Raw genomic sequence first — 23,427 nt, 5'->3', positions numbered from 1 at the left:
GAGCCACGGCTCCCGAGTTTTTTTTATAGGTAGCGTGGAGCGTCCTTCATCGAGTTGGCGAGAATCATGTAGATGAGGACGTTCCCCGGCACGATTAAAAAGAGCAGACGTACACCGAGCGGAGACAAGTCAAAGTATTCAGCGATGCCGCCACAGACACCCGAGAGTGAGCGGTTCGTGGCAGATTTTCGAAGCGGACGTTGCATAGGCGTGGCTCCTATCTCACATATTTTATGTAAATTTTACCATGTAAACCTGCTGGCCGTGTACGATTGTCACAGGTTTTTTTTCGTCTGAAGCCGGGGAAGGGTAAGAGAAAGTATGTGTCACCTGGTCCTGTCAAAGGAGGAGCCGATATGGCGAAGAAGGAAAAGCAGTCGTACCACATCGTCACGTTCACGTTTCCAGAGGAGTCGGTCTCGTATCAAGCGTTCAGTAAGTTGAAGAAGTATCACGCCGAAGGGCTGATCGGGTTCGAACAGCTCGTCGTCATCAAGCGTGAAGACAATGGGGCGTTCTCGTTCGAAGATGCCGTCCAACTGACACCGACGAACAAGTCGACGAAAGGTGCCTTGATTGGAATGGCCGTCGGGATTCTCGGAGGACCGTTCGGGATCTTGTTCGGGACGCTCACGGGCGGACTCATTGGCGGGACGAAAGATTTGAAGCACGTCCAAAGCATTCAAGAGACGTTCAAACGGACGGTCGGCAACATCGAGCCGGGACAGACGGGTGTGATGGGTATCGGGGAGGAGTTTGATCATTCGGTGCTCGATGGGCTCGCCGCCGAACTCGGTGGCACGGTGACACGGACAGACGAAGAACTGTGAAGGGGAGTTGTATATGAAGATTGGGATATTAGGAGCCGGTAAAGTCGGTCGGACGCTCGGACGCAAGTTCGAGGACGTCGGATATGAAGTGTTGTATGGGACGCGCTCGGAGCGCGAGGGGACGATGTCGCTCCAAGACGTGGCGTCGAATGCGCAGGTTTTATTGTTGACGACGCCGTTCGCGGCCGCGGTCGACTTGATTCAATCGCTACGTGACTTGGACGACAAAATCGTCATCGACGTGACGAATCCAATCGCTAAAGAGTTTGACGCCATCGAGCGGCCGGAAGGGAAATCTGGGGCCGAGCATCTGCAAGAACTCGCCCCGCACGTCCGTATCGTCAAGGCGTTCAACCAGACGGGTGTCGAGAACCTCGAGAATCCGAACAAGTCGATGATGTTCATCGCCGGCGACGAGCAGGAGTCGGTCCGGGCCGTGCAAGACCTCGCTGCGAAAATCGGCTTTGACGCCCATACGCTCAGACACTTGAAGCTGGCGCGTGAGCTCGAGTCGCTCGCGTGGCTATGGATTCATTACGCGACGAAGGAACGGAAGCATCGGAACTTTGCATTCTACTTGAAAGAGAATAGTTTTTAACCAAAAGCGACCAGGACGAATCTTCGTCCCGGTCGTTTTAAAAGCCCGTATAACGGTCGTTTCGCGTTTGCAGGAGTTCAATCGTTTCCCGTTCGATGCGGTCGATGTCAGTCCGTTGCCAACCCGGCATGAGGAAAGCATCGACGAGTGCCCAGATACCTGAGATGATTGCACCGAGCCCGAGCGTCAAGACGACGATGAGGAGCATGGCGACGCCTGAGCCAATTTTCCCAAAATAAAAACGGTGGGCACCGAACGCCCCGAGGAAGAACCAGAGCAAGTAGGCGACGACGAGGTTGCGTTTGCGTTTCTCGACCTCGCTGTTGACGAGTTGCATCTCTTGGGTGGTCAAATCCATTCGAGAATAATTCAAGATAAGTCCCTTCTTTCGCATGAAGTTTGATAAAATGAGTTCGTGCTTCATTATAAATTGAAACAGTATCTTTTTCCATGATTTTCTAAAAATGATGGGTCAGAGAAGGAGACAGCTATGGGCTTTGCCATTTTGACGTTCATCGTCGCGTTCATCCACGTCATCGCGGGAGCGGTCGTCTTACATAAGTACCCGCAGTATAAAACGATCGCCATCAGCGTCATCGTGCTCGGTTTCATATACGGCCTACTGACGGTCGGGTTCATCGTGTTATAGAAAACTCCCCATACACGGGGGAGTCTAGAGAGAATCGTTATAGAGCATCGCCTCGTCATTCGTAGAGATGACTTTTAGGTGGCGCTCTTTTTTGACATACACGCTCTTATAAACAGGGCGCTCACCTTCATAGAACAAAATGACGCGGTTGCCATCGTTGTCCGTCTCGACTTTCGGTTCATAGTTCGCGATTTCGATCGTCTCCGCGAGCACGCCATACTCTTCGTATGTGGCCAACGTGTCGGCGTCCGAGCAGGCGACGAGAAAGACGGAGGCGAGGATGGCGAATATAGACTTCTTCATCATAATACCCCTTTTTGATAGTTTATCTATCAACTATAACGTATGGTGATTTTGCTTTCAAAGCGAACGAAACTTGTCGACGGCTTCTTCTTATAGGGAGTGAGAGGGGGTGGGGCAAGTGAATGGACGGAAGTTGGCCTTTGCGATTGGAATCGGGTTAGTGATTGCGGGCACTGTTTTTGGTGTGTCCGCGGGTCTGTTGTTTCTCATCGCGAGTGTGTTGTATTATCGGTGGCAACGTCTAAAAGCGGGAGAGTACGCGGCCTCGGTCAAAGAACGTCTACTTTGGCGTTCGAGTGAGAAGACGTGGCTCGTCGCCGTTCTCGTGTTCGTGGTGATGTACTTGATCGGTTTTGGTGCGACGCTAGTGACGATCCCGACTCAGGACCTTGCCTTGACCGCACTGACCTATTTGTTTGCAACAAAAGGGCTGTTTTTGATGAATGAGCTCCATGTGTACGAGCAGGAGGCGAAAGATGAATAAGAACGTATTCAAAGGATTACTCGTGATGTGGCTGGCGCTGATTGGACTCGACTTTTGGCTCGAACAATACGCGCTCGTTGCGGTAACGGGTCTCGGGATCACCGTCTATTCCTATTACAGTCAACAAGTGAAGCGACTTTCGGACGAGTCGAAAACGAGCATCATGAACGAACTGAACGAGAAGACGGTGTCGTTCGTCGTCTTGTCTTTCCTGCTCGTCTTAATTGTCGGGCTTTTATTCGACCTGCGAACCCTTCCGACTGCTGAAACCGTGTTCGTCGCGCTCGGTGGCTTGTTCTTGTATCGGGGATTGACGATTGGTGGCTTACTCATGCGAGACGTCTATCGAAACGATCTGATGAATCCATCCAAGGAAATATGACTATAGAAAATCCCAAGCGACACCGTCGCTTGGGATGTTTTTATGCCGATTTATCGGTCTTTTCTTTTTTCGCTTTTCGAGCGAGTGTCAAAATCTGATACACCTTGAAGAAGTCATACGCGGCTACGGCGATGATGAAGTACGTCCAGAAGCTGAAGCCGTACTCCTGCACCGAGTAGTAGGCGAGGACGGTGAACAGAATCCCGAACGAGAGACTGAACAAAAACATAACTTTTAAGTGTCGCGGCATCAATGCCACCTCATTTCTACATTAAGAATAATACGACCATGACGAGCGCGTTGTTAAACGCGTGAATCGCGATCGGTACGATCAAGCGACGCGTCTTAGCGTAAGCGACCGTGAAGGCGAAGCTCATCGCCACGTAAACGAGTATCTTGTTGTCCCCGTGGATGAGCGCGAACAAGAGCGAGCTGACCGCGAACGCGATCCAGAACCCGAAGCGGGCGCTCAAGTTCCCGAATAAGATATGACGGAAGAGAATCTCTTCCATGATTGGTCCGAGCAAGACGACCGAGAGCGTCATGACCGGGACGAGACGGACGATGTCCGCGATTTGCTCGGTGTTCTGGGAGCCCATGACGTCACCGGAGATCCACGTCTCAATCAAGTTGGCGACGATGACGAGCCCGTACTGCATGAGGATCCCGAGCCCGATCCATTTGACCGTGTCGTTCAGATTCGACTGGATGCCTTGCTGCTTATATAGCTTCAAGTCGGGCCACAGCAAGACGACCGAGATGATGATCGTCAAGCTGAATCCGATGGCGAACCAGAGCCCGGTTGCCGTCGGCGTGATCCATTCCGGACGCACTCCGCTAATCAATACCGGAAAGAACTGAACAAACGCATACAGCAGAATCGGGATGATATGCCGAATCCGAATGTTAGGCGCCATCGAAAAACGGGTATTTATCGATTGGTTTGAGTTTAGTGTAGCCAATTCAACACGTCCTTATTCCTAAGAGTCAACGTTCCTTTTCACCATTGTAACAAATAAGGTCTCTTGACCGCGAGTGAGAGCAATTTTCCGATGTTCCCCTCTTGCAATTTTAGGCGTCTCATACTACACTAATCAGTGTTAGCACTCCTTTTTGATGAGTGCTAAAACTTACGATTCAACGATACATCATTCATATTCGGAGGAGGTTTTTTCTATGTTAAAACCACTAGGCGATCGCGTCATCATCGAAGTCGTGGAGAAAGAAGAAAAGACGATCGGAGGCATCGTGCTTCCTGACACGGCGAAAGAGAAGCCGCAACAAGGACGCGTCCTCGCAGTCGGTACAGGCCGCGTCACGGACCAAGGTGAGCGGATCGCGCTCGACGTCAAAGAAAATGATTTGGTCATCTACTCGAAGTACGCGGGTACCGAAGTGAAGCATGAAGGCAAAGAATACTTAATCGTTCGAGAGAGCGACATTCTCGCAATCGTAGGCTAAGACTCACCATTTTTCAAAAATCTTGTTTAGGGGGAAATGAACAATGGCAAAAGAAATCAAATTCTCAGAAGATGCACGTCATGCGATGCTTCGCGGTGTCGACGCACTCGCTGACGCGGTAAAAGTAACAATCGGACCGAAAGGACGTAACGTTGTCCTTGAGAAAAAGTTCGGATCACCGCTCATCACGAATGACGGCGTGACGATCGCGAAAGAAATCGAACTCGAAGACCACTTCGAAAACATGGGCGCGAAGCTCGTTGCTGAAGTCGCCTCGAAGACGAACGAAGTCGCAGGGGACGGTACGACAACAGCGACAGTCCTCGCTCAAGCGATGATTCGTGAAGGTCTCAAAAACGTGACAGCGGGCGCAAACCCGATGATTCTTCGTAAAGGAATCGACAAAGCAGTTCGTCGTTCACTCGAAGAGCTAAAAGAGATCTCGAAACCAATCGAGTCGAAAGAAGCGATCGCCCAAGTCGCGGCCATCTCGGCAGCGGACGAAGAAGTCGGCGAGTTGATCGCTGAAGCGATGGAGCGTGTCGGCAACGATGGCGTCATCACGATTGAAGAATCACGCGGCTTCACGACAGAACTTGACGTCGTCGAAGGGATGCAGTTCGACCGTGGTTACTTGTCACCATACATGATCTCAGACTCAGATAAGATGGAAGCGGTGCTCGACAACCCGTTCATCTTGATCACCGATAAGAAAATCTCGAACATCCAAGAAATTATCCCAGTGCTTGAGCAAGTCGTACAACAAGGGAAACCAATCCTCATCGTTGCGGAAGACATCGAAGGCGATGCGCTCGCGACACTCGTCTTGAACAAGCTCCGCGGTACGTTCAACGCGGTCGCAGTCAAGGCACCAGGATTCGGCGATCGTCGTAAAGCGATGCTCGAAGACCTCGCGACGCTCACAGGCGGCCAAGTCATCACTGAAGACCTCGGCCTCGAGCTCAAGTCGGCAACGCTTCAACAGCTCGGACGCGCATCGAAAGTTGTCGTCACGAAAGACACGACAACAATCGTCGAAGGTGCTGGGGACGAAGCGGCAATCAAAGCACGCGTTCAAACGATTCGCAACCAAATCGAAGAGACATCATCTGACTTCGACCGTGAAAAACTCCAAGAGCGTCTCGCGAAACTTGCAGGCGGCGTAGCCGTCGTCAAAGTCGGCGCAGCGACAGAGACGGAACTTAAAGAACGTAAGCTCCGCATCGAAGACGCGCTCAACGCGACACGTGCAGCGGTCGAAGAAGGGATCGTCGCAGGTGGTGGTACGGCGTTCATTAACGTCATCCCAGCCGTTCGTGCACTTCTTTCTGAAGTGACAGCGGATGAAGCGACAGGTGTGAAACTCGTCCTTCGTGCCCTCGAAGCACCGGTCCGTCAAATCGCGGAAAACGCGGGTGAAGAAGGGTCGGTCATCGTCGAGAAGCTCAAGAACGAATCGGTCGGCATTGGCTACAACGCCGCGACTGGCGAGTACGTCGACATGATCGCACACGGTATCGTCGATCCGGCGAAAGTGACGCGCTCAGCGCTTCAAAACGCAGCATCAGTATCAGCCATGTTCCTCACAACGGAAGCGGTCATCGCAGACAAGCCAGAACCAGCAGGCGCTGGCGGCGGCATGCCTGACATGGGTGGTATGGGTGGAATGGGCGGAATGATGTAAGTCATACGCTCAATTAGAAACCATTCATCAGCGAAAGCTGGTGGATGGTTTTTTCTTTAACATGAATTTTTAAACCTTAACATAAATTATATTATGATTAAAAAAAGTATGTTAAGGAGGATTTATCGATGAAATCTTATGTCGAAGAAACGATGCATGTCGACGTAAAAGAAACAGAGAAGCAGTTGCAATTGCCTCTTTCAATAAACAATGCGTATAAGTTTCGTCAATGGATCATTCAGGGTCAATCTATTTTGTTTGCACTTCCTCAAACGAATGTGAGTGTCATAACACTTGAAAAACATTTTAAAAAATTGAGCAAAATGACGAATACACCTGTTGTTTTTGGTTTTAACACGTTGTCTACGTATAAAATGAACCAAATGACAGCGAAAGGGATTCCTTTTATTCTGAATGAGGAACAGATTTATATGCCGTTTATGGGCATCCTACTTCACAAGTCTCAGCTCCGTGAATTACCGGAAGTGACGAAGGTTTCACTTCAAACTCAACGTTTTATCTTGCTCAGTATTTATAAGAATTGGACAAGACTGACTCTAGCTGAAGTGGCAATTCAGTTAAGTGTCTCTAAGATGACGGTTTCACGTATATTTGATGAGTTAGAGGGAATTGATTCATCACTTGTATATCGAGATGGTAAAGAACGCGTTTTTTTAAAAAAAGAAGACACACACACGTTTTGGAACACCCTTTATCCGTACTTGTTTAACCCGGTGGTCCGTGACTATCGATTAGAGAAAAAGATTCAACCCAATAGACTCATGACAGGTGGTTTATCCGCATTCAGTGAGTATACGATGTTAAACGGACCGGACTATCCAATTTATGCGATCACACGTGAAGAAGAAAAAGCACTTCGAGTGAAGGAAATGAAGACGGTCCGGTCCGATGAAGATCCTGCGTGTATAGTGCAAGTTGTGAAATATCGCTTAGAGTTAAATGAAGGGCGACACATGGATCCTTTATCTATCATTTTATCGTTGTCTGATTATGAGAAAGAAGATCCTCGGATTGGAATTGAAATCGAGCGATTAATGGAAAAGGTGTTTCAAGGATGGAAGAGTTAGAAACGTTCAAACAATATTTCCAGGAGTATGAAGACCACTACGTTCTAATTGGTGGTGCTGCCTGTGATGTTATTTTCTCGGGCATCTTATAAACAAGCCCAAGAAGAATCACATGTCGGATTCTTCTTGGGCTTTTCGAAGTTCTGCTTCTTTATATACTTTTTCTCGTGTGCGTTCCCCGATGGACAAAATACGAACAACACCTTCAAGTTCATCTTCTTCTGTAATTTGCATAATCGTCAACTGATCTTGTTTGACGGTATAAACGAGACGAAGGTTCATAGATTTGTACTTTAATTTATAACATCCAGTTAATTTACCACGGAGCGGTTCCCCATAACCAATGGGGTCGATTTTCAATTTTTTATCGATGTCCTGTTTAATGATCCGGATAATCTGCGCATCTAGTTTTTTGAGTTCTTTGACGGCTTTTCTATGAAATTCGACTTTGAACATATTATTCGATGCCTAATTCCTTGAATACGTCGTCTGCATCCACAAACTCATCTGAATGTTGAGTGGCGTCATTTAAACGAGAGAGTAGTTCTAGTTCTTCAAGAAGAGCAGCTTGTTGATGAATCAATTCAGTCATTTCTTCAAATTGGTTAAATCCAACGAGCACAGTATCAATTTCTCCTTGTGCATTTGTCACGAACAGAGGGACAGCTTGTGCTTTTTCACGAACTTTTTTAAAAGACCGGGCCACAGTTGTCGTTGGAATGATTTGATCTGCTGTCAATGAGACAGCAGATTTTTCTTTTAGTGTTCCCATCTTCTTGCACCTCCTTCACAACGTTTTACTTTACATATACTATACCATGAAAATCGTATTATTAATCGTTTAATTAAATGATTAATAAGTCACCTGCTATAAAATTGTTCAACACCTTCCAAAAACAGGAATGCTCTATTTCCGCTTTCTCTAATCTGTATTATGCTTAATCATGGAGAACATAGAGAGGGGCAACCGTATGCAACCAGGGCTGCAAAAGAAAATCAAAGAAGCGACGTATTTGACGGCGGAGAAGGCGTGGAGCTATCGTCCGATTTTACGTTACTTCTACATCCAGCATGAACGGATGTGTGAATTTTTATATCCGGAAGAGATTTATGCGTACTTGAAGCAATATACAGAATTTCAAGAATACACGATGGACGGGTTGCATCAGGATTTAGAGTCGCTCGTCAAATGGGGCAACTTGATTGCCAGTCAAGAGCACCGGAAGGCGAAGACGATTGAAGAATACAAAAAGAAAAGTTTCCGCTACCAATGTACGCCGTACACGGTCGAGTTTGAGCGGATGATGATTCAACTCGAGCAACTCGGCGACAGTTTCGGCGGCTCACTCGAGAAGACACAGTTCGAGCGGCTCTATCACGTCCTTGACGCGATCGCTCAGGCAAACGGAAAGCCCGATGCCGAATGTGCCCAGCTTTGGGAAGATGCGATGCTCTATTTCCGTCAAATCACGCAGAACACGTCGGACTATATCGCCTATATTCATAGTGAGAAAATCGTCGATAAGATGAAGACGGAAGCGTTCCTCGTCTATAAAGATCGCTTCACGACGTATTTGCGCGACTTCATCATCGCGCTGCAGCGGACGGCGATGCAGATTCAGGACTTGCTGACGTCGCTCACGACGAAGCGGCTCGAACCGTTCTTTCAACAAGTTGTCCGGCATCAGCATCAGGCGTTCCGATTCGAAGAAGACGACATGGACCCGATGACCGACTTAGTCGAAAAGTGGCGTAACTTGAGAGCATGGTTTCTCGGGACGACGCACGGCGAGAGCGAGTTTGAACGTCTGCAAGAACGGACGAACGAGGCTATCCGCCGCATCACCCGCATCGTTCAACGCATGAGCGAACGGCATCAACAATTTCGGAGCCGGCGCCGTGATTACGAGCATTTGGCAAAGTGGTTCGATGGGATGGAGACGATCGAAACGGCCCATGAACTGTCATCGGTCGTGTTCGGCGTGTTCCATACGCGTCACCTTTACGGGGACCACGTTCCGACCGACGACATGTACGTCGACGTGTGGGACGAGGCACCGATCGAGCACGAGACGAAACCACGAACGACGAAATTTAAAGAATCGACGAAAGCCGGGGCCATCATCGACCGATCTGACAAGATTGCGGAGATGCGCCGACTTCATTTGAAACAACTCGAAGAAGAGAAAGAAGCGATCGAACGATACATCGAAGCAGGCGTCATCTCGATTAAGGCGCTCCCGGTCATCGAGCCGCACGTGCGAAAGCTGTTACTGTCGTGGCTCGGTAAAGCGATGGTACGGGAGGACCGGGTCATCAAAACGGAGTATGGCCGCCGCGTACGGGTGACGCTCGAGGAAGAACGTGTCATCTTACGGGCGACCGATGGCTCACTCGAGATGCCGAACGTGGAGTATCACTTTATCGACGAGGAGATGAGTTCATGAGTACAGAAACAAAAGTAGATGAACGGATGCAGGAGGCGCTCGGGATTCTATTTGAACAGTTTTGGGTATTACGAGCGGAGCAACCGCCCGTCTACCAAAAAATCCGTGAACGTGAACATCAGTTGAAACGTTACGTGACAGAGAAATTCGGCTTCGATTTGATCGTCCATCAACATTTCATCAAACTCGAGAAGCTCCCGGTCGACCCGAAGCCATGGATGGGCATCCAAGCGTTCACCGAACCGATGGACTACGCGATTTTTTGTTGTGCGCTCGCGTTTACAGAGAGCAAGTCGGTCGATGAGCAGTTCTTGCTGTCCCATATCACGGAAGACATCCAAGAGATGTACCCGGGCGACTTGCCGCTCGATTGGACGAACTACCGTCATCGCAAATCGCTCGTCCGTGCGCTCAAACAACTCGATGAGCTGAAGTTGATTCGTGCGGTCGACGGGGACGTCGACTCGTTCGCGATGAGTGAGACGGAAGAAGTGTTGTACGAAGTGAGCGTCCATGCCCGCTATTTCATGCGGTCTTACCCAGAGGACTTATTCAACTACGAGACGATTCAAGACATCTTGACGAGCGAGTGGAGCCGTCAAAAAGAAGATGAGCGCCGAAAACGTGTGTATCGCAAGCTCATGTTCTCGCCAATCGTGTACCGGGAGTCCAAAGATGACCTGGATTTCGCCTATATCCGTAACTTCAGGAACCGGCTCGGAGATGAGTTCGAGAAGTTCACGCCGTTCCGGTTAGAAGTGTTCAAAAATGCGGCCATGCTCGTCCTTCCTGATCAAAAACAGCGCTACACGTTGTTCCCGAATCAAAAAGGAATCACGGGCGTCGCCTTGCATGTGGCAAGTCATCTTCGGAAACTTGAACTGCCTGTCAACGAGATGGGGGAGATTCGGGTCACGTTGCCCGAATTCGAGCGAATCGTCGAGGCGGTCCAGCTTAAATGGGGCCCCGGCTGGCCAAAACAATATCGAGAAGACACCCCGAAAAAAGTGGCGCTAGAACTCGTCTCGCTCCTACGTGAATGGGAGTTCGGATACGTGGAGACCGATTCAGGGATCCTTGTCATCCAGTCGGGGTTCGGTCGCACCATTGGGGTTTATCCAGAAAAATTTGAAGAGGAGTTGGCGAAATGAGGGCGCAGAATCGCTGGCAAATGAATCGGGCAGGCTTGCTTAATTTTTGGTATTACACAGAAGAGACGTTCGATTTCTCGGATGGGAAGCTGTTGCTTCGAGGGAGTAACGGATCAGGGAAATCCGTGACGATGCAGAGCTTCCTGCCCGTGTTACTTGACGGGAAGAAGTCACCGGACCGGCTCGACCCGTTCGGTTCGAGAGCGCGCAAGATGGAAGACTATTTACTCGGCGAGAAAGAAGTCGTCGACCGGGAAGAGCGGACAGGCTATTTGTTCATCGAATACAAGAAGGCCGAGACGAATCAATATGTGACGACCGGGATTGGGCTTCAAGCGAAACGTGGGAAGCCCCTCAAGTTCTGGGGATTCGTCATCACGGACAAGCGTCGTATTAACATCGACATCGAGTTGTATAAACTCGACCGCCAAGGGACACAGACGAGTAAGATCCCGTACTCACGGGTCGAGCTCGAACGGGTCATCGGGGATGGGGGAAAAGTCGTGACGACGCAAGGCGAGTATATGCAGCTCGTCAACAAACACGTCTTTGGCTTCGAGTCAATCGATGCCTATGAAGAGTTAATCAAGTTGCTCATCCAGTTGCGGAGCCCGAAACTGTCGAAAGACTTCAGGCCGACCGTCATCTACGAGATTCTCGAGGCGGCGCTTCCGCCATTGTCAGATGATGACTTACGCCACTTGTCCGACACGATCGAACAGATGGATCAGACGAAGCAACAACTCGAGCAGCTCGAGCGTGAGCTCATCGCACTTCAGAAGTTGAGCCGCACGTACGATGCGTACAATGAGCGTCATGTGGCCGACCTCGCCGTCGAGTACCGGATGGCGACTGAACGAGAGACGACGGAAGCGCAAGAGCTTGAGGATTTACGTGAACTCCAAGCCTCGAGGATGCGTGAAATCGATACGTTGAAGCGTTCCATTCAAGAGCTTGAACAAGACAAAGCGACGGCAGAGCGTCAAAGGCAACGCTTGGCGTCCCATAAAGTTTGGAACTTAGCAAAAGAGTTGGAAAATGAAAAGGAAGCGTTACTGAGAATCACGGGCAATCATCAACGCCAAGAGGAACGTCGAACGAAGACTGCTCGCAGAATCTTTGTTGCGAACCAAGAGAAAGACAAAGAACAGCTAAGCTATCGCACAACACTCCAAACGATTGATAACCTGATCGAGGATATGGAGTACGACGCGGAACAGGCGGCGTTCGACCGTCATGAGTTGAACGTCTCCGACTATCGACGCTTAAATCATGACTTCGACTTCCTGACGTGGAAACAAGAAGTGGTCGAACATACGGATCGCCTCGGCAAAGTAGCGGAAGGGATGCGGGCGCTCGAAGAGACGAAGCAGAAGCTCCAAACGGAAAGCAAGCAACTCGCCGACGAGCAACAAGTACGCGACCAGAGAAAGCACGAACAGAATGATTGGAAGAAGACGTTCGAGCAAGATCTCGAGCGTCATCTCGCAGACGTATATCGGTGGACCAATGAGCATCCCGAGTTTGACATCGAAGGAGAGACAGTCGGGCACATCGAGCGCACGCTTCGAAACGATTATGATCCGTCGACGTATGAGGATGTGTTGCGTCTCGTTCAACCACATGTGGTCCGTTACCAGAACCGCCTGCGTGAAAAAGTTGCCGCGAAGAAAGCGGCGGAACGCGTGATCGATGCGAATATTCAGGACGTCGAGACGACGCTTTCTGAATGGAGAGCGAAGACCGACCCCGAACCAACCATCGATCCGATGACGAAAGCAGCCCGTGACCAGATGCGGGCCGACGGAGTCGTCTTCGCGCCGTTATATGCGCTCGTCGAGTTCGTGGACGGGGTGGATGTAGACATTCAAAAACGGATTGAAGCGGCGTTGATTGATAACGGGATGCTAGACGCCCTCATCACCGAGACGGATGTCACATACGACCGAGTCCTGTTACCGGCACCGCAGATGATGGCACACACGTTAGCCGATTATTTGAAGCCGAGCCCGGGGGATACGGGGATTGCTTCAGACCGAATCGATGACGTCCTCCGTAGCGTTCTTATTGGCGACAGTGAGACGTCGATCCGAGAAGACGGTACGTATCGACTCGGTCAATTGAAAGGACATGCGGTGCCGGTCGAGCACGTCCGTTTCCTCGGACGCGTTGCCCGGAAACGTTATCGTGACGAGAAGATTGAGCAGTTGACGTATGAGATTGAACAACTTCAACTCGAGCGCGTGACGTTACGTGGTGAGCAAGCGGAGTTGCGCCAACAGATCGAGTTAGCCGACGCGGCATGGAACGTGTTTCCTTCCGACCGCGATCTCCGGATGAGCCACCAAGAGATTCAAAAGGTCAGGTTTGAGATTGAGAGCCTGGAGCGACGTTGCCGTCAGATTGAAGAGCTGTTGAAACAGACGAGTGAGCGCTTCAACGTGTTGAAGCGTGAGGTATACACGCTAGCTGAGCCGTTTGAACTAGAAAAGACGCAAGCCGCGTTTGAGCAAGCGAAGCGGGCGATGGTGAATTATAAAGATTTATTACTCGAGACGCATCGGGAGCACGACAATGCGGTCGCGTCGAACAAACGACTCGTAACGATTGAAACGAGTATTGAGGAAGCAGAAGAGGACATCCTCGAACTGATGGGTGCACTGAACGAACTCGAGGACGGGATGGAACGAGTTCGAAAAAATATCGCGAAAATTGAAGAACAGCTGAAACAAGAGGACGCTGACGACATCCATCAACAAAGTCAAGCTGTTCAAGCGGAGTTGGCAAGAATTGAGTCTGAATTGAGTAGATCGTGGAAGCTCGTCACGACTCGAGAAACACAACTTGAGGCGGATGCGACCAAGCTAGACGCTAAGAGTCATAGCCATACGCTGTCAAAACAGATGCGGCAAGCATGGGAAATGGCGCTCAAAGCGGAGTGGAAACGAGGTGTCGTCTCACTCGACGTGGACGGAGATGATCCTGAAGTGTTGTCCCAAACGATTGAAGCGGTGTATGGGAAACGACTTACGAGTAGCGCATCCAAAGCTGACGAACTTTTATCCAAAGCTTTCATCGACCAACAAAATGATTTGATGGAATATCGGATGCGAAACTTCACCGATGAACTGCCGCTTGAAGCATGGATGCAGAGTATCGACGACCGCTTCAGACGAGAAGTCGAGATGTGGCAACAGAAGACGACGCGGCGCATCATCTCGCTCGACCTACGTGGCCAGCAGGCGAGCCCGCAAGCGGTCAAACGAACGGTCGAGGAGGAATTCGCGCGGCAAGAGAGCATTTTGAATGAGAGCGATAAAGAGCTGTATGAAGAGATCCTCTTTAAATCGGTCGGAACGAAGCTCCGCTCTCGTATTCGCCGCGCCGAACAATGGACTGAGAAAATGAATGCGTTGATGGAGAGTCGGAACACGTCGTCAGGCCTTACGTTCTCGATCAAATGGCGACCACGTACGGCAGAGAGTGAGGAAGAACTCGATACGAAAGACTTGGTCCACATCTTGAAACAAGACGCGAAGCTGTTGAAAGACGAGGACTTCGAACGGATCACGACCCACTTCCGGTCGAAATTGAGTAAAGCGAAGCAGATGATCAAAGAAGACGGGGACGGACAGACGCTTCTGCAAGTGCTTCGTGAAGTGCTCGATTATCGGAAATGGTTCTCGTTCGTCTTGTACTTCGAGCGGACGAATGAACCGAAGCGTGAACTAACAAATAACAACTTCTTTAAGTTCAGCGGTGGGGAGAAAGCGATGGCGATGTACATCCCTCTCTTCACAGCGTGTTACTCGCGTTATCAAGAGGCGGCTGATACAGCGCCGTATATCATTTCGCTCGACGAGGCGTTCGCCGGGGTCGATGAGAACAACATCCGTGAGATGTTCGAGATTGTTGAACAGCTCGGCTTTGACTACATCATGAACTCACAAATTCTGTGGGGCGATTACGATACGATTTCGTCGCTGTCGATTTGTGAGCTGTTGCGTCCGAAAAACGCGGACTATGTCACCGTACTTCATTACGTATGGGACGGGGAGAAGCGACATGCGAGAGAAGAGACATTGTTATGAAGCCGTCGGTCAACGAAGCCGTACGCTACTTCAAAGCGTCGATAGGTTTCTCACGTCTGTTTGAGCAGTTCCGGAAGAAGTATGCCTCGCTCGGAAAAGTTGGTGGATCGGTTTCGATTCAATCATTTAAACATGATGAACTTGAAGCAATTGCCCGCTTCTTCGGAGAAGACGTCGAAACGATCCGGTTGAAGAAGACGGTGACACTTCGAGCGTTCGAGAAGAAACTGCAGACGACCAAGTTTGAAGGCGTGACGTTGCTCGAGTTGCTCGAGGCGTATTTCGGAGAAGCGCTTGTGACGAAACAAGAAGCGCTTGCCCAAATGGAAGGACAGCGAGCGGAGCGTTTTCGTGAACTCGCATTGACGTACCCGAGTCTCACGTATTGGTTCATCTATTTGCAACAACGCACGGTGGACACGCACTGGATCAATCGGATGGTTGAGACGGATAACTTTGACGTGTCTTGCGAGCAACTGGCGCAAGCGATGGAACGGTTGCCGCTCGATTATGAGCGGCTGCCGGTATTTGGGCAGCGCATCCTTGGCAATCCACATGCGTTCGACCGGACGAACGAGTTAGGGCGACTGTTGATTCACGCACTGCACGTCAAACGTGGGCAAGGTGGCCCACCACCGAGCGACACGGAGCGGGTGAACGACTTGTTGTTGGAATTTAAGTTGTTACGGGACGATATTACCAATTTTGTGACATGTGCGAATATGACGGCGGAACATGAGGGGACAGAGCATCCGATGTGGCGTGGGGCGGCAGTGATGCATAGCGTCTTAAACGTGCCGATGCGGGAGCTGTTGAACGTGGACCGTGTGAGACCGAGCCAAGGAGACACCGTATGGATTGTCGAGAATTCCGGGGTGTTCTCGAGCTTACTCGATGACGTGCCAGATGCACCGCTCGTCTGTACACACGGTCAGTTCAAACTCGCGGCGTATCGCTTACTAGACGCGCTCGTCGCATCAGATTGTCGGTTGAAGTATGCCGGAGACTTTGACCCGGAAGGTTTGCAGATGGCAGCACGGTTGAAAGAACGTTACGGGGATAAACTAGATTACTGGTGCATGGATTTAGAGAGTTATGTGGCGTCTGAGCCGAATGTTGAGTTGTCAGCAGAACGATTGGTGAAGCTAGGACGGGTGACGGATATTCAGTTACAAGACGTCATGGAAGAGATGAAACGGCAAGGGAGAGCGGGATATCAGGAAGCGTTGATAGAGAAAATGGTGGTTCAACTAAAAATAGAAGGGACAGATTTGTGTGAACTGAACCCGGAATGACGGACGTTTGATAAAAGACTCTATTCGTTTTCGGGCATCAAATAAAATTTCAAGCCACCTATTCATCTCATAGTTGAAATGTTTAGGTGGCTTATCATTTGTAACATTACTGAGCTTGTCTTCCATCGAAAAGTCGTTGCAGGAAAAAGTTCTCATTCTCTGCGCGAAGACCTTCGAGATATTCTAGGTGGTCAATTTTTCGAATTGAACCGACGGAACGTTTTTTCGTCCCAGGCATTTCAGCGATGACTGCCATCACGTCGACCGTAGTCGAACCGCCAGGCATCACTAGATATCTTGCTACACTAATTTCTTTTCCTTTTCCTACATGTCCATAACGCACAACAGCTTTCCAATACGACCACTCTGTAATCTCCTGATCGGTATTCATAATATCTCATCCCTTCTCCAAATGAATTCACTTGATTGAAAGTGAAAATTCAATCACATCTTTAAGTTAATTTTAGAAAAAGAATGAGAATGAGGCGTGTAATAAAAATGACCAGGGTTAATATTTGTTAAGGTTTAGGGGGAATAGGTTTATATTCTGGTAAGAAATCTACATTGAATGTGGTAAGCAAGCTTGATGTAGTGGTGTCGAAATATTCAAGGGTCAAGTGCATGACATCGTACCATAATTCAAATATAGACAGCATCAAATAAACGGTCTCTTACCGAAAGGCAAGAGACCGTTGTTGGCTGTTCAATTCAGCCTACTAGTTGATTACTCCGAATATATTAAATTGGGCAGGTACATGTCAATAATAGCGAAACGATTCAATCATTCCATCATGTACGTCAATATATGACCTTAAAAATATATGGACGATACAGACGTGGAAAATAATGGGCAGAGTGTCACTTTCGAAAACTAATCAAAACCGCTATAATTCTTAGTGTGGAATAATTTTTCATCGCGAAACTTCGAATATCAGACAGGAGAAATAAACATGTCAGCATTGAATCAAAAACTGTTCAGCGCGGCGGACAACCTTCGCAGCAAAATGGACGCCTCGGAATATAAGAACTACTTGTTAGGCCTCATCTTCTATAAGTATCTCTCAGACAAACTCTTGGAAAAGGTGGTCGTGAGCGCGGATGCCTCGTTAGAGGAATATGATACGCAGAAGAAGCAAACAGAACTTTACATAGAGCTGATGTCGGACGATGAAATCAAGGATGACTTGACCGAGACATTGGTCGACACGCTCGGTTACGACATCGCGCCAGAATATCTTTTCAATGTTTTGGCCGACCATGCGCAGCAAAACATCTTCCAATTAAATGACCTCAACAAAGCGTTCGTCGATTTGGCATCAAAATATGAGCAGTTTAACGGTCTGTTCGATGATGTGGACTTGAAGTCGAAGAAACTCGGCTCGGATGATCAACAGCGGAACATCACCATCACGGAAGTATTGAAGAAATTGGCACATGTCGACCTCGTCGGTCATGGTGGGGATGTCATCGGAGACGCATATGAATTCTTGATCAGCCAATTCGCTTCAGAGGCCGGGAAGAAGGCGGGCGAGTTCTATACACCGCACGAGGTATCGGATATGATGGCACGCATCGTCACAATCGGCCAAGAAGACAAGAAACTCTTCAGTGTCTTCGACCCGACGATGGGTTCTGGGTCGCTCATGTTGAACGTTCGGAACTATCTCAACTATCCGGACAGCGTGAAGTATCATGGCCAAGAGTTGAACACGACGACGTTCAACTTGGCGAAGATGAACTTGATCCTTCATGGTGTCGACAGTGAGGACATGCGCCTACGGAACGGGGACACGTTGAACAAGGACTGGCCTACAGATGAGCCATATACGTTCGACTCGGTCCTCATGAACCCACCGTACTCGGCAAAATGGTCAGCAGACGACACATTCCTCGATGATTCACGTTTTAACCGATACGGTAAGTTGGCACCGAAGACGAAAGCAGACTTCGCCTTCCTCCTTCATGGTTTCTATCACTTGAAAGATTCGGGGACGATGGCGATCGTCTTGCCTCACGGGATCCTGTTCCGAGGAGCAGCAGAAGGTGTCATTCGTAAGAAGCTGTTGGAAGATGGAAGTATCGACGCGGTCATCGGGTTACCAGGAAACATGTTCTTTGGTACTTCAATTCCGACGACAGTCGTCATCTTGAAGAAGAATCGCGAGACACGCGATGTACTCTTTATCGATGCAAGCAAAGACTTCGTTAAAGGGAAAAATCAAAACAAACTTTCAACCGAACACATCAATCGAATCATTGAGACGTATAAAAATCGAGAGACTGTTGAAAAATATGCCTATGTCGCTAGTTTCGATGAAATCCAAGAGAATGAATTCAATCTTAATATTCCGAGGTATGTTGATACATTTGAAGAGGAAGAACAAATCGATTTAGCAGCAGTTGGGAGTGAGTTAAAAGTGGTTCGTGAGAAGAAAGCAGAGCTGGAAGCGAGTCTGTTCGAGATGATTTCGTCGCTTCAATATGATGAAAAAGAAGAGGAATGGATTCAAGGGGCACTAGAGGTACTTAATTATGAAAAGAAATAAATCACCTGAAATTCGATTCCATTCATATTACCATGACTGGGCTGTAGATAAGGTTGGGCACTATATTGAAGATTATATTGAAAAAACAACTAGCGAAAATCAATATCCCGTATTAACGTCCTCTCAGCATTTTGGGATTGTTCTTCAATCGACTTATTTTTCAAACAGACAGGTTACAACTGAAAATAACATAGGATACCATGTTTTACCTAAAGGATATTTTACCTATAGATCTAGATCTGACAACGGGGTGTTCAAATTTAATCGAAATGAAATTTTGGATAAAGGAATTATTAGCTATTTTTACCCCGTTTTTAAAATTATAGAAGGTGATAGTGACTTTTTCCTAATCACTTTAAACACTACTACTAAAAAACAAGTTTTTTTGCAGGCAGAGGGTACGGGACAAAAAGTATTATCGTTAAGTAAGCTAAAAAAAATTGATGTTTTAGTTCCGTCAATAGAAGAACAGAGAAAAATCGGCTCATTTTTTAAAAGCTTAGACGAGACAATTGCTCTTCATCAGCGAGAACTTGACGCTCTTAAACAAACGAAACAAGGTTTCTTGCAAAAGATGTTTCCACAAAACGGGGAATCTGTGCCTGAGTTTCGTTTTAATGGGTTCACTGAGAAATGGAATGAAGAAAAGCTAGCAAACTTGGCTGATTTCTCGAAGGGTAGTGGGTACTCAAAAGGAGATTTAATCACTGAAGGTACTCCCATTTTTCTATACGGTCAGCTATACACGAATTATAAGTCTATAATTTCAAACGTATCTAGTTATGTGATTGGGAAAGAAAAATCAGTCATTAGTACCGGGAGTGAGGTAGTCGTTCCTGCTTCTGGTGAGTCTTCGGAAGATATTGCTCGAGCCTCTGCTATTACTGTGCCTGGTATAATCATTGGTGGAGATTTGAACATCATCCGCCCAGGAAATAGAGTCGAACCAATATTTTTAGCATTAGCTCTATCTAACGGGAAAGTACAACGAGAATTGAGTAAGCTTGCTCAAGGAAAATCAGTAGTTCACTTGCAGAACGCTGAAATCAAAAAAGTTCATCTTCTTTTCCCGGAAATAGAAGAACAAATCAAAATTAGTAAGTTCTTTGGGCAACTGGAGGAAGTCATCGAGTTGAAAGAAAAAGAACTGCAAGCTTTAAAGCAAACGAAGAAGGGCTTCTTACAAAAGATGTTCGTATAATCCAATGAGATGAAAAGGGGAATCGTGGTGAAGACGACACATAGTGATGAGCTCGCAGTCGAACATCGACTGATCGAGGTGCTCGGGGAAGGGCACAACCAATGGAACTATCGACCGGACTTAAAATCGGAGGCGGACCTCTGGGACAACCTCCGTCACAAGATCACGCGCAACAACCTATCAGAGATTGGGGAGCATCCGATTACGGACAAAGAGTTCGACACCATCAAGATGGAGCTCCTCTCGAAGACGCAGACGCCGTTCGACGCGGCACGCTGGTTGAAAGGGGAGAACGGCATCGCCCGTATCACCATCGAGCGGGAGGATGCCTCGCTCGGTTCGATGTCCCTCATCCTCTACTCGAACCGTGACATCGGGGGCGGTATCTCGACGTATGAGGTCGTCCATCAGATTGCCAAGCAGAAGGTGGACGAGGACGGGCGTAACCGTCGTTTCGATGTGACGCTCCTCATCAACGGCCTCCCAATCGTCCAGGTCGAATTGAAGAAGGTGACAGCGAAGGACGGGATCTATCAGGCGCACAACCAAATCAAGAAGTACGCGGAAGAAGGACTGTTCCGCAACAATATCTTCTCGACGCTCCAGTTGTTCGTCATCTCGAACGAACAGACGACGCGCTATTTCGCGAACGCGCTCCCAAGGGACATGCATCGGAAGTTCGTCTTCAGCTGGCGTACGACCGAGAACCGAAAAGTCGACAACCTGTACGAGTTCGTGAAACAGATGTTGAACATCCCGGACGCGCACCGCTTGATCGCGAATTACACAATCGTCAGCGAGGACCAGGACAACAAGGCGCTCATGGTCCTGCATCCGTATCAAATCCATGCCATCGAGGCACTTTTTGCGTCGGCGGCGCGACATGAGTCAGGGTTCGTCTGGCACGCGACCGGGTCCGGGAAGACCTTGACGAGCTTCGTCTCGACGAAACTCCTCGCACGAAAACCCGGGGTCGACCGGACCATCATGTTGATCGACCGGAAGGACCTCGACAGCCAGACGACGAGCGAGTTCACGAAGTTCGCCTCGGAGTTCAACACCGGCATCTCGTCGGGGAACGCCACGGCCAACAGTCTGATTGTCGGGACGTCGAGTTCGAAGAAGTTGAGCGAGACGCTCCTGTCCGATACGAACTCGAACACGGTCATCATCACGACACGACAGAAGCTCGAGGCGGCACTTCGAATTGCACAGAAGCAGGAAGAAGAGAAGGGCACACACCGCTTCCAAAAACTCATCGGGCAACATATCGTCTTCGTCGTCGATGAGTGTCACCGGGCGCTTAGTTCGGAAGGGATGGAGGCCATCAAAGGCTTCTTCCAGAACTCGACCTGGTTTGGCTTCACCGGGACGCCGATCTTCAATGAGAACAAGAAGCAGGCGCAAGGACAGCTCGCCCGTACAACCCGTGACCAATATGGGGAGTTGCTTCATTCGTACACGATTAAGAACGCACTCGAGGACGGGGCCGTGCTCGGCTTCCAGGTCGAGCATGAGGACACGATCGAACCAACCTCGCTGAACAACCGCATCTTCAGCATCCTACGTCAGGACGAGAGGCATGCCGGCCTTTCCGACAACGAGTTGAACGAGCTCATCGATCAGATGGGAGCGATGGAGAAGGAGAAGCATATCCCGAACGACCTGTACGAGCGGGATGAGCATATTCAAAAGGTCATCCATAAGATGTTCCGCCCGGACAACGCCTACACGAAGTTCGACTTCAAGAACGGTCGTCCACAGAAGTCGGCAATTTTGACCACGAGCTCGATCGCGATGGCGAAACGGTATTATCAGGCCATCCAGGCGATGAAGCAGGACCCGGACTGGATGACGAACGAGTTCGTAGGACACCCGATCCGTAAGGGACGCACCATCGAGGACCTGGATTTTCCCCGCATCGCCATCACGTACTCGATGCAGGAGAACGAGGACAACTCGAAACAGGTCGAGGACGAGATGAGACAGGTCATCCGCGACTATAATGCGTACTACGGAACGGCGTGGTCGATCGAGGACATCGAGCGCTATAACGGGGACATCAACAACCGTCTCGCGCGCAAGAAAGCGGAGTTCAAGGAGTTCGGGAACCAAATCGACCTCGTCATCGTCGTCGACCGACTACTCACCGGCTTCGATGCGCCGACCATCCAGACGCTCTTCGTCGACCGGAACCTGAGCTATGCGAACCTGATCCAGGCGTTCTCCCGGACGAACCGGACGTATCCGGACAAGACGAAAGGGTTGATCGTCACGTTCCGGAAGCCGGCCCTCATGGAGAAGAACGTCCAGGATGCGACCCGACTTTATTCGAACGAGAACGACGACACCAGTCTCGTCTATCCGACGTACGAGGAGTCGAAGAAACGGTTCAATAAAGCGCATAAAGCGCTTCAAGCCATTACGGCTCGACCGGATGATATCGACGAACATTCCCCGATTGATGAACGCATCGATTTCGTGAAGGCGTATCAAGAACTGAACAATGCATTTGGAGCCCTCGTCACATACGACGACTACAACGATGATATGGAGAAATCGAATGCCCTGCCTGATAAAGTGAAAACGTTGGAAGAGTATACGGCTATCTACAACACGGTGAAAGGTTCGTTGGTTGCAGAGGATCCTGTCGATTATGGAGGTGAAGGAGAGGTTCCTGACTACTCCGACTTAGAATTTTATGGCGAACACTCGGCGATTTTATATGATGTTGATTCACGTTATATCGACAAATTACTCGGAGACTACTCTGCTAACAATGAAGACATCCGCTCGGAGATTGAGAAGGCCCTTCAAAAGTTGAACAAACCTGAAGTCGTCAAAGACGTGTATCGTTCGATTTTGAATGCGATTGATACGGGAGAAATTCAAGAAGAGAACATCTTTGCGGTCAAACGCAGTTTCTTCACGCATTCTTATGAAACAGCAATTTCAGATTTTGCGAAGACGTGGTTTGTTGAAGAAGATGAATTGCATGCTTCAGCCGTTCAATATCACATTGGGGCCGACCCGATCCCGAACATAGGCGGCATCATCAGCAACAATGATTTCGCGAGTTATAAAGAAGCGAATCCAGGTGCGATGAAGTTAAAATATGGGCCTGAATTGAAGCGCCAGTGGCGGACTTTGTTGGATGAGGTCGTCATTCCACTCGGGCAAGAATTGAAGTGACGTGATAAAAGAACGTGAAAATGGT

At 49.0% G+C, this 23,427-nt stretch carries 23 protein-coding genes; 15 read left to right on the top strand and 8 right to left on the bottom strand.

Annotated elements, in window-relative coordinates:
- Window positions 1–23: 23 nt before the first annotated feature.
- Window positions 24–206 (bottom strand): PspC domain-containing protein, encoded by a 183-nt coding sequence (locus tag KB235_RS14890; protein WP_058765577.1) that lies wholly within the window; start codon window positions 204–206, stop codon window positions 24–26.
- Between the two features lie 150 nt (window positions 207–356).
- On the opposite strand from KB235_RS14890, the gene KB235_RS14885 reads away from it, so the two are divergent.
- The gene (locus KB235_RS14885) at window positions 357–830 is read left to right on the top strand and encodes a hypothetical protein (RefSeq protein WP_024372066.1); all 474 of its coding nucleotides are present in this window, start codon (window positions 357–359) and stop codon (window positions 828–830) included.
- 13 nt (window positions 831–843) lie between these two features.
- Window positions 844–1,428, top strand: a complete 585-nt coding sequence (locus tag KB235_RS14880; protein ID WP_034815547.1) for an NADPH-dependent F420 reductase — start codon at window positions 844–846, stop codon at window positions 1,426–1,428.
- A 37-nt stretch (window positions 1,429–1,465) separates the two neighbouring features.
- Here the strand turns inward: KB235_RS14880 and KB235_RS14875 are convergent, their stop codons facing one another.
- A complete protein-coding gene (locus tag KB235_RS14875; protein ID WP_152545862.1) occupies window positions 1,466–1,801 on the bottom strand; it encodes a TM2 domain-containing protein in 336 nt (111 codons plus the stop codon).
- Window positions 1,802–1,918: 117 nt separating this feature from the next.
- Between KB235_RS14875 and KB235_RS14870 the strand changes: the two genes are divergently transcribed.
- The gene (locus KB235_RS14870) at window positions 1,919–2,077 is read left to right on the top strand and encodes a hypothetical protein (RefSeq protein ID WP_211780037.1); all 159 of its coding nucleotides are present in this window, start codon (window positions 1,919–1,921) and stop codon (window positions 2,075–2,077) included.
- A 24-nt stretch (window positions 2,078–2,101) separates the two neighbouring features.
- Here KB235_RS14870 and KB235_RS14865 read toward each other — a convergent pair whose 3' ends face one another.
- On the bottom strand, window positions 2,102–2,380 hold the full coding sequence (locus KB235_RS14865) for a putative periplasmic lipoprotein (protein WP_051690277.1): 279 nt from the start codon (window positions 2,378–2,380) through the stop codon (window positions 2,102–2,104).
- Between the two features lie 109 nt (window positions 2,381–2,489).
- On the opposite strand from KB235_RS14865, the gene KB235_RS14860 reads away from it, so the two are divergent.
- Window positions 2,490–2,864, top strand: a complete 375-nt coding sequence (locus KB235_RS14860) for a hypothetical protein (protein WP_211780036.1) — start codon at window positions 2,490–2,492, stop codon at window positions 2,862–2,864.
- Entirely contained in the window at window positions 2,857–3,246 is a 390-nt protein-coding gene (locus KB235_RS14855) for a hypothetical protein (RefSeq protein ID WP_211780035.1), read from the top strand. Before KB235_RS14860 ends, KB235_RS14855 begins: the two co-directional genes overlap by 8 nt.
- Before the next feature lie 40 nt (window positions 3,247–3,286).
- Here KB235_RS14855 and KB235_RS14850 read toward each other — a convergent pair whose 3' ends face one another.
- Window positions 3,287–3,496: a YdiK family protein gene (locus KB235_RS14850; RefSeq protein ID WP_021065367.1), complete on the bottom strand. Its 210-nt coding sequence runs from the start codon at window positions 3,494–3,496 to the stop codon at window positions 3,287–3,289.
- Between the two features lie 16 nt (window positions 3,497–3,512).
- Window positions 3,513–4,208 carry a CPBP family intramembrane glutamic endopeptidase gene (locus tag KB235_RS14845; RefSeq protein WP_031199772.1) on the bottom strand — a complete coding sequence of 232 codons (696 nt, stop codon included), beginning with the start codon at window positions 4,206–4,208 and terminating at the stop codon, window positions 3,513–3,515.
- Between the two features lie 214 nt (window positions 4,209–4,422).
- On the opposite strand from KB235_RS14845, the gene groES reads away from it, so the two are divergent.
- From groES to KB235_RS14830, 3 genes are all read left to right on the top strand, one after another.
- Window positions 4,423–4,707 carry a co-chaperone GroES gene (gene groES, locus KB235_RS14840; RefSeq protein ID WP_021065365.1) on the top strand — a complete coding sequence of 95 codons (285 nt, stop codon included), beginning with the start codon at window positions 4,423–4,425 and terminating at the stop codon, window positions 4,705–4,707.
- Window positions 4,708–4,750: 43 nt separating this feature from the next.
- Window positions 4,751–6,391: a chaperonin GroEL gene (gene groL / locus KB235_RS14835; protein WP_211780034.1), complete on the top strand. Its 1,641-nt coding sequence runs from the start codon at window positions 4,751–4,753 to the stop codon at window positions 6,389–6,391.
- 128 nt (window positions 6,392–6,519) lie between these two features.
- Window positions 6,520–7,479: a helix-turn-helix domain-containing protein gene (locus KB235_RS14830; RefSeq protein ID WP_211780033.1), complete on the top strand. Its 960-nt coding sequence runs from the start codon at window positions 6,520–6,522 to the stop codon at window positions 7,477–7,479.
- 108 nt (window positions 7,480–7,587) lie between these two features.
- On the opposite strand, the gene KB235_RS14825 is transcribed toward KB235_RS14830, so the two are convergent.
- Both KB235_RS14825 and KB235_RS14820 read right to left on the bottom strand, forming a co-directional pair.
- On the bottom strand, window positions 7,588–7,935 hold the full coding sequence (locus tag KB235_RS14825; RefSeq protein WP_051622581.1) for a type II toxin-antitoxin system RelE family toxin: 348 nt from the start codon (window positions 7,933–7,935) through the stop codon (window positions 7,588–7,590).
- 1 nt (window position 7,936) lies between these two features.
- Window positions 7,937–8,251 carry a hypothetical protein gene (locus KB235_RS14820; RefSeq protein WP_131472790.1) on the bottom strand — a complete coding sequence of 105 codons (315 nt, stop codon included), beginning with the start codon at window positions 8,249–8,251 and terminating at the stop codon, window positions 7,937–7,939.
- A 199-nt stretch (window positions 8,252–8,450) separates the two neighbouring features.
- On the opposite strand from KB235_RS14820, the gene KB235_RS14815 reads away from it, so the two are divergent.
- Genes KB235_RS14815 through KB235_RS14800 form a run of 4 tightly spaced genes read left to right on the top strand, consistent with a single transcriptional unit; the run spans window position 8,451 to window position 16,463 of the window.
- Complete coding sequence (locus tag KB235_RS14815) at window positions 8,451–9,926, top strand: TIGR02677 family protein (RefSeq protein ID WP_211780032.1); 1,476 nt, start codon at window positions 8,451–8,453, stop codon at window positions 9,924–9,926.
- On the top strand, window positions 9,923–11,077 hold the full coding sequence (locus KB235_RS14810) for a TIGR02678 family protein (RefSeq protein WP_114166711.1): 1,155 nt from the start codon (window positions 9,923–9,925) through the stop codon (window positions 11,075–11,077). The genes KB235_RS14815 and KB235_RS14810 overlap by 4 nt, the downstream gene beginning before the upstream one ends.
- Window positions 11,074–15,168: a TIGR02680 family protein gene (locus KB235_RS14805; protein ID WP_211780031.1), complete on the top strand. Its 4,095-nt coding sequence runs from the start codon at window positions 11,074–11,076 to the stop codon at window positions 15,166–15,168. The genes KB235_RS14810 and KB235_RS14805 overlap by 4 nt, the downstream gene beginning before the upstream one ends.
- Entirely contained in the window at window positions 15,165–16,463 is a 1,299-nt protein-coding gene (locus tag KB235_RS14800; RefSeq protein WP_211780030.1) for a TIGR02679 family protein, read from the top strand. Before KB235_RS14805 ends, KB235_RS14800 begins: the two co-directional genes overlap by 4 nt.
- 106 nt (window positions 16,464–16,569) lie before the next feature.
- On the opposite strand, the gene KB235_RS14795 is transcribed toward KB235_RS14800, so the two are convergent.
- Entirely contained in the window at window positions 16,570–16,854 is a 285-nt protein-coding gene (locus KB235_RS14795; protein ID WP_211780029.1) for a hypothetical protein, read from the bottom strand.
- Window positions 16,855–17,413: 559 nt separating this feature from the next.
- Here KB235_RS14795 and KB235_RS14790 point away from each other — a divergent pair.
- The 3 genes from KB235_RS14790 to KB235_RS14780 are packed head-to-tail and all read left to right on the top strand — an operon-like array spanning window position 17,414 to window position 23,402.
- On the top strand, window positions 17,414–19,009 hold the full coding sequence (locus KB235_RS14790) for a type I restriction-modification system subunit M (protein WP_211780028.1): 1,596 nt from the start codon (window positions 17,414–17,416) through the stop codon (window positions 19,007–19,009).
- A complete protein-coding gene (locus tag KB235_RS14785) occupies window positions 18,996–20,210 on the top strand; it encodes a restriction endonuclease subunit S (RefSeq protein ID WP_211780027.1) in 1,215 nt (404 codons plus the stop codon). Before KB235_RS14790 ends, KB235_RS14785 begins: the two co-directional genes overlap by 14 nt.
- A 9-nt stretch (window positions 20,211–20,219) precedes the next feature.
- Entirely contained in the window at window positions 20,220–23,402 is a 3,183-nt protein-coding gene (locus KB235_RS14780; RefSeq protein ID WP_420842156.1) for a type I restriction endonuclease subunit R, read from the top strand.
- The last annotated feature ends 25 nt before the right edge of the window (window positions 23,403–23,427 follow it).

The organism is Exiguobacterium alkaliphilum, from assembly GCF_018138125.1.
GTDB lineage: Bacteria > Bacillota > Bacilli > Exiguobacteriales > Exiguobacteriaceae > Exiguobacterium > Exiguobacterium alkaliphilum.
This window is presented reverse-complemented; position numbering and strand designations above follow the sequence as displayed.

Bases quoted from the DNA above. Each gene is read 5' to 3' on its own strand.
- KB235_RS14890 (WP_058765577.1), bottom strand. From the start codon at position 206: ATGCAACGTCCGCTTCGAAAATCTGCCACGAACCGCTCACTCTCGGGT.
- KB235_RS14885 (WP_024372066.1), top strand. From the start codon at position 357: ATGGCGAAGAAGGAAAAGCAGTCGTACCACATCGTCACGTTCACGTTT.
- KB235_RS14880 (WP_034815547.1), top strand. From the start codon at position 844: ATGAAGATTGGGATATTAGGAGCCGGTAAAGTCGGTCGGACGCTCGGA.
- KB235_RS14870 (WP_211780037.1), top strand. From the start codon at position 1,919: ATGGGCTTTGCCATTTTGACGTTCATCGTCGCGTTCATCCACGTCATC.
- KB235_RS14865 (WP_051690277.1), bottom strand. From the start codon at position 2,380: ATGAAGAAGTCTATATTCGCCATCCTCGCCTCCGTCTTTCTCGTCGCC.
- KB235_RS14855 (WP_211780035.1), top strand. From the start codon at position 2,857: ATGAATAAGAACGTATTCAAAGGATTACTCGTGATGTGGCTGGCGCTG.
- KB235_RS14850 (WP_021065367.1), bottom strand. From the start codon at position 3,496: ATGCCGCGACACTTAAAAGTTATGTTTTTGTTCAGTCTCTCGTTCGGG.
- groES (WP_021065365.1), top strand. From the start codon at position 4,423: ATGTTAAAACCACTAGGCGATCGCGTCATCATCGAAGTCGTGGAGAAA.
- groL (WP_211780034.1), top strand. From the start codon at position 4,751: ATGGCAAAAGAAATCAAATTCTCAGAAGATGCACGTCATGCGATGCTT.
- KB235_RS14830 (WP_211780033.1), top strand. From the start codon at position 6,520: ATGAAATCTTATGTCGAAGAAACGATGCATGTCGACGTAAAAGAAACA.
- KB235_RS14825 (WP_051622581.1), bottom strand. From the start codon at position 7,935: ATGTTCAAAGTCGAATTTCATAGAAAAGCCGTCAAAGAACTCAAAAAA.
- KB235_RS14820 (WP_131472790.1), bottom strand. From the start codon at position 8,251: ATGGGAACACTAAAAGAAAAATCTGCTGTCTCATTGACAGCAGATCAA.
- KB235_RS14815 (WP_211780032.1), top strand. From the start codon at position 8,451: ATGCAACCAGGGCTGCAAAAGAAAATCAAAGAAGCGACGTATTTGACG.
- KB235_RS14810 (WP_114166711.1), top strand. From the start codon at position 9,923: ATGAGTACAGAAACAAAAGTAGATGAACGGATGCAGGAGGCGCTCGGG.
- KB235_RS14805 (WP_211780031.1), top strand. From the start codon at position 11,074: ATGAGGGCGCAGAATCGCTGGCAAATGAATCGGGCAGGCTTGCTTAAT.
- KB235_RS14800 (WP_211780030.1), top strand. From the start codon at position 15,165: ATGAAGCCGTCGGTCAACGAAGCCGTACGCTACTTCAAAGCGTCGATA.
- KB235_RS14795 (WP_211780029.1), bottom strand. From the start codon at position 16,854: ATGAATACCGATCAGGAGATTACAGAGTGGTCGTATTGGAAAGCTGTT.
- KB235_RS14790 (WP_211780028.1), top strand. From the start codon at position 17,414: ATGTCAGCATTGAATCAAAAACTGTTCAGCGCGGCGGACAACCTTCGC.
- KB235_RS14785 (WP_211780027.1), top strand. From the start codon at position 18,996: ATGAAAAGAAATAAATCACCTGAAATTCGATTCCATTCATATTACCAT.
- KB235_RS14780 (WP_420842156.1), top strand. From the start codon at position 20,220: ATGAAAAGGGGAATCGTGGTGAAGACGACACATAGTGATGAGCTCGCA.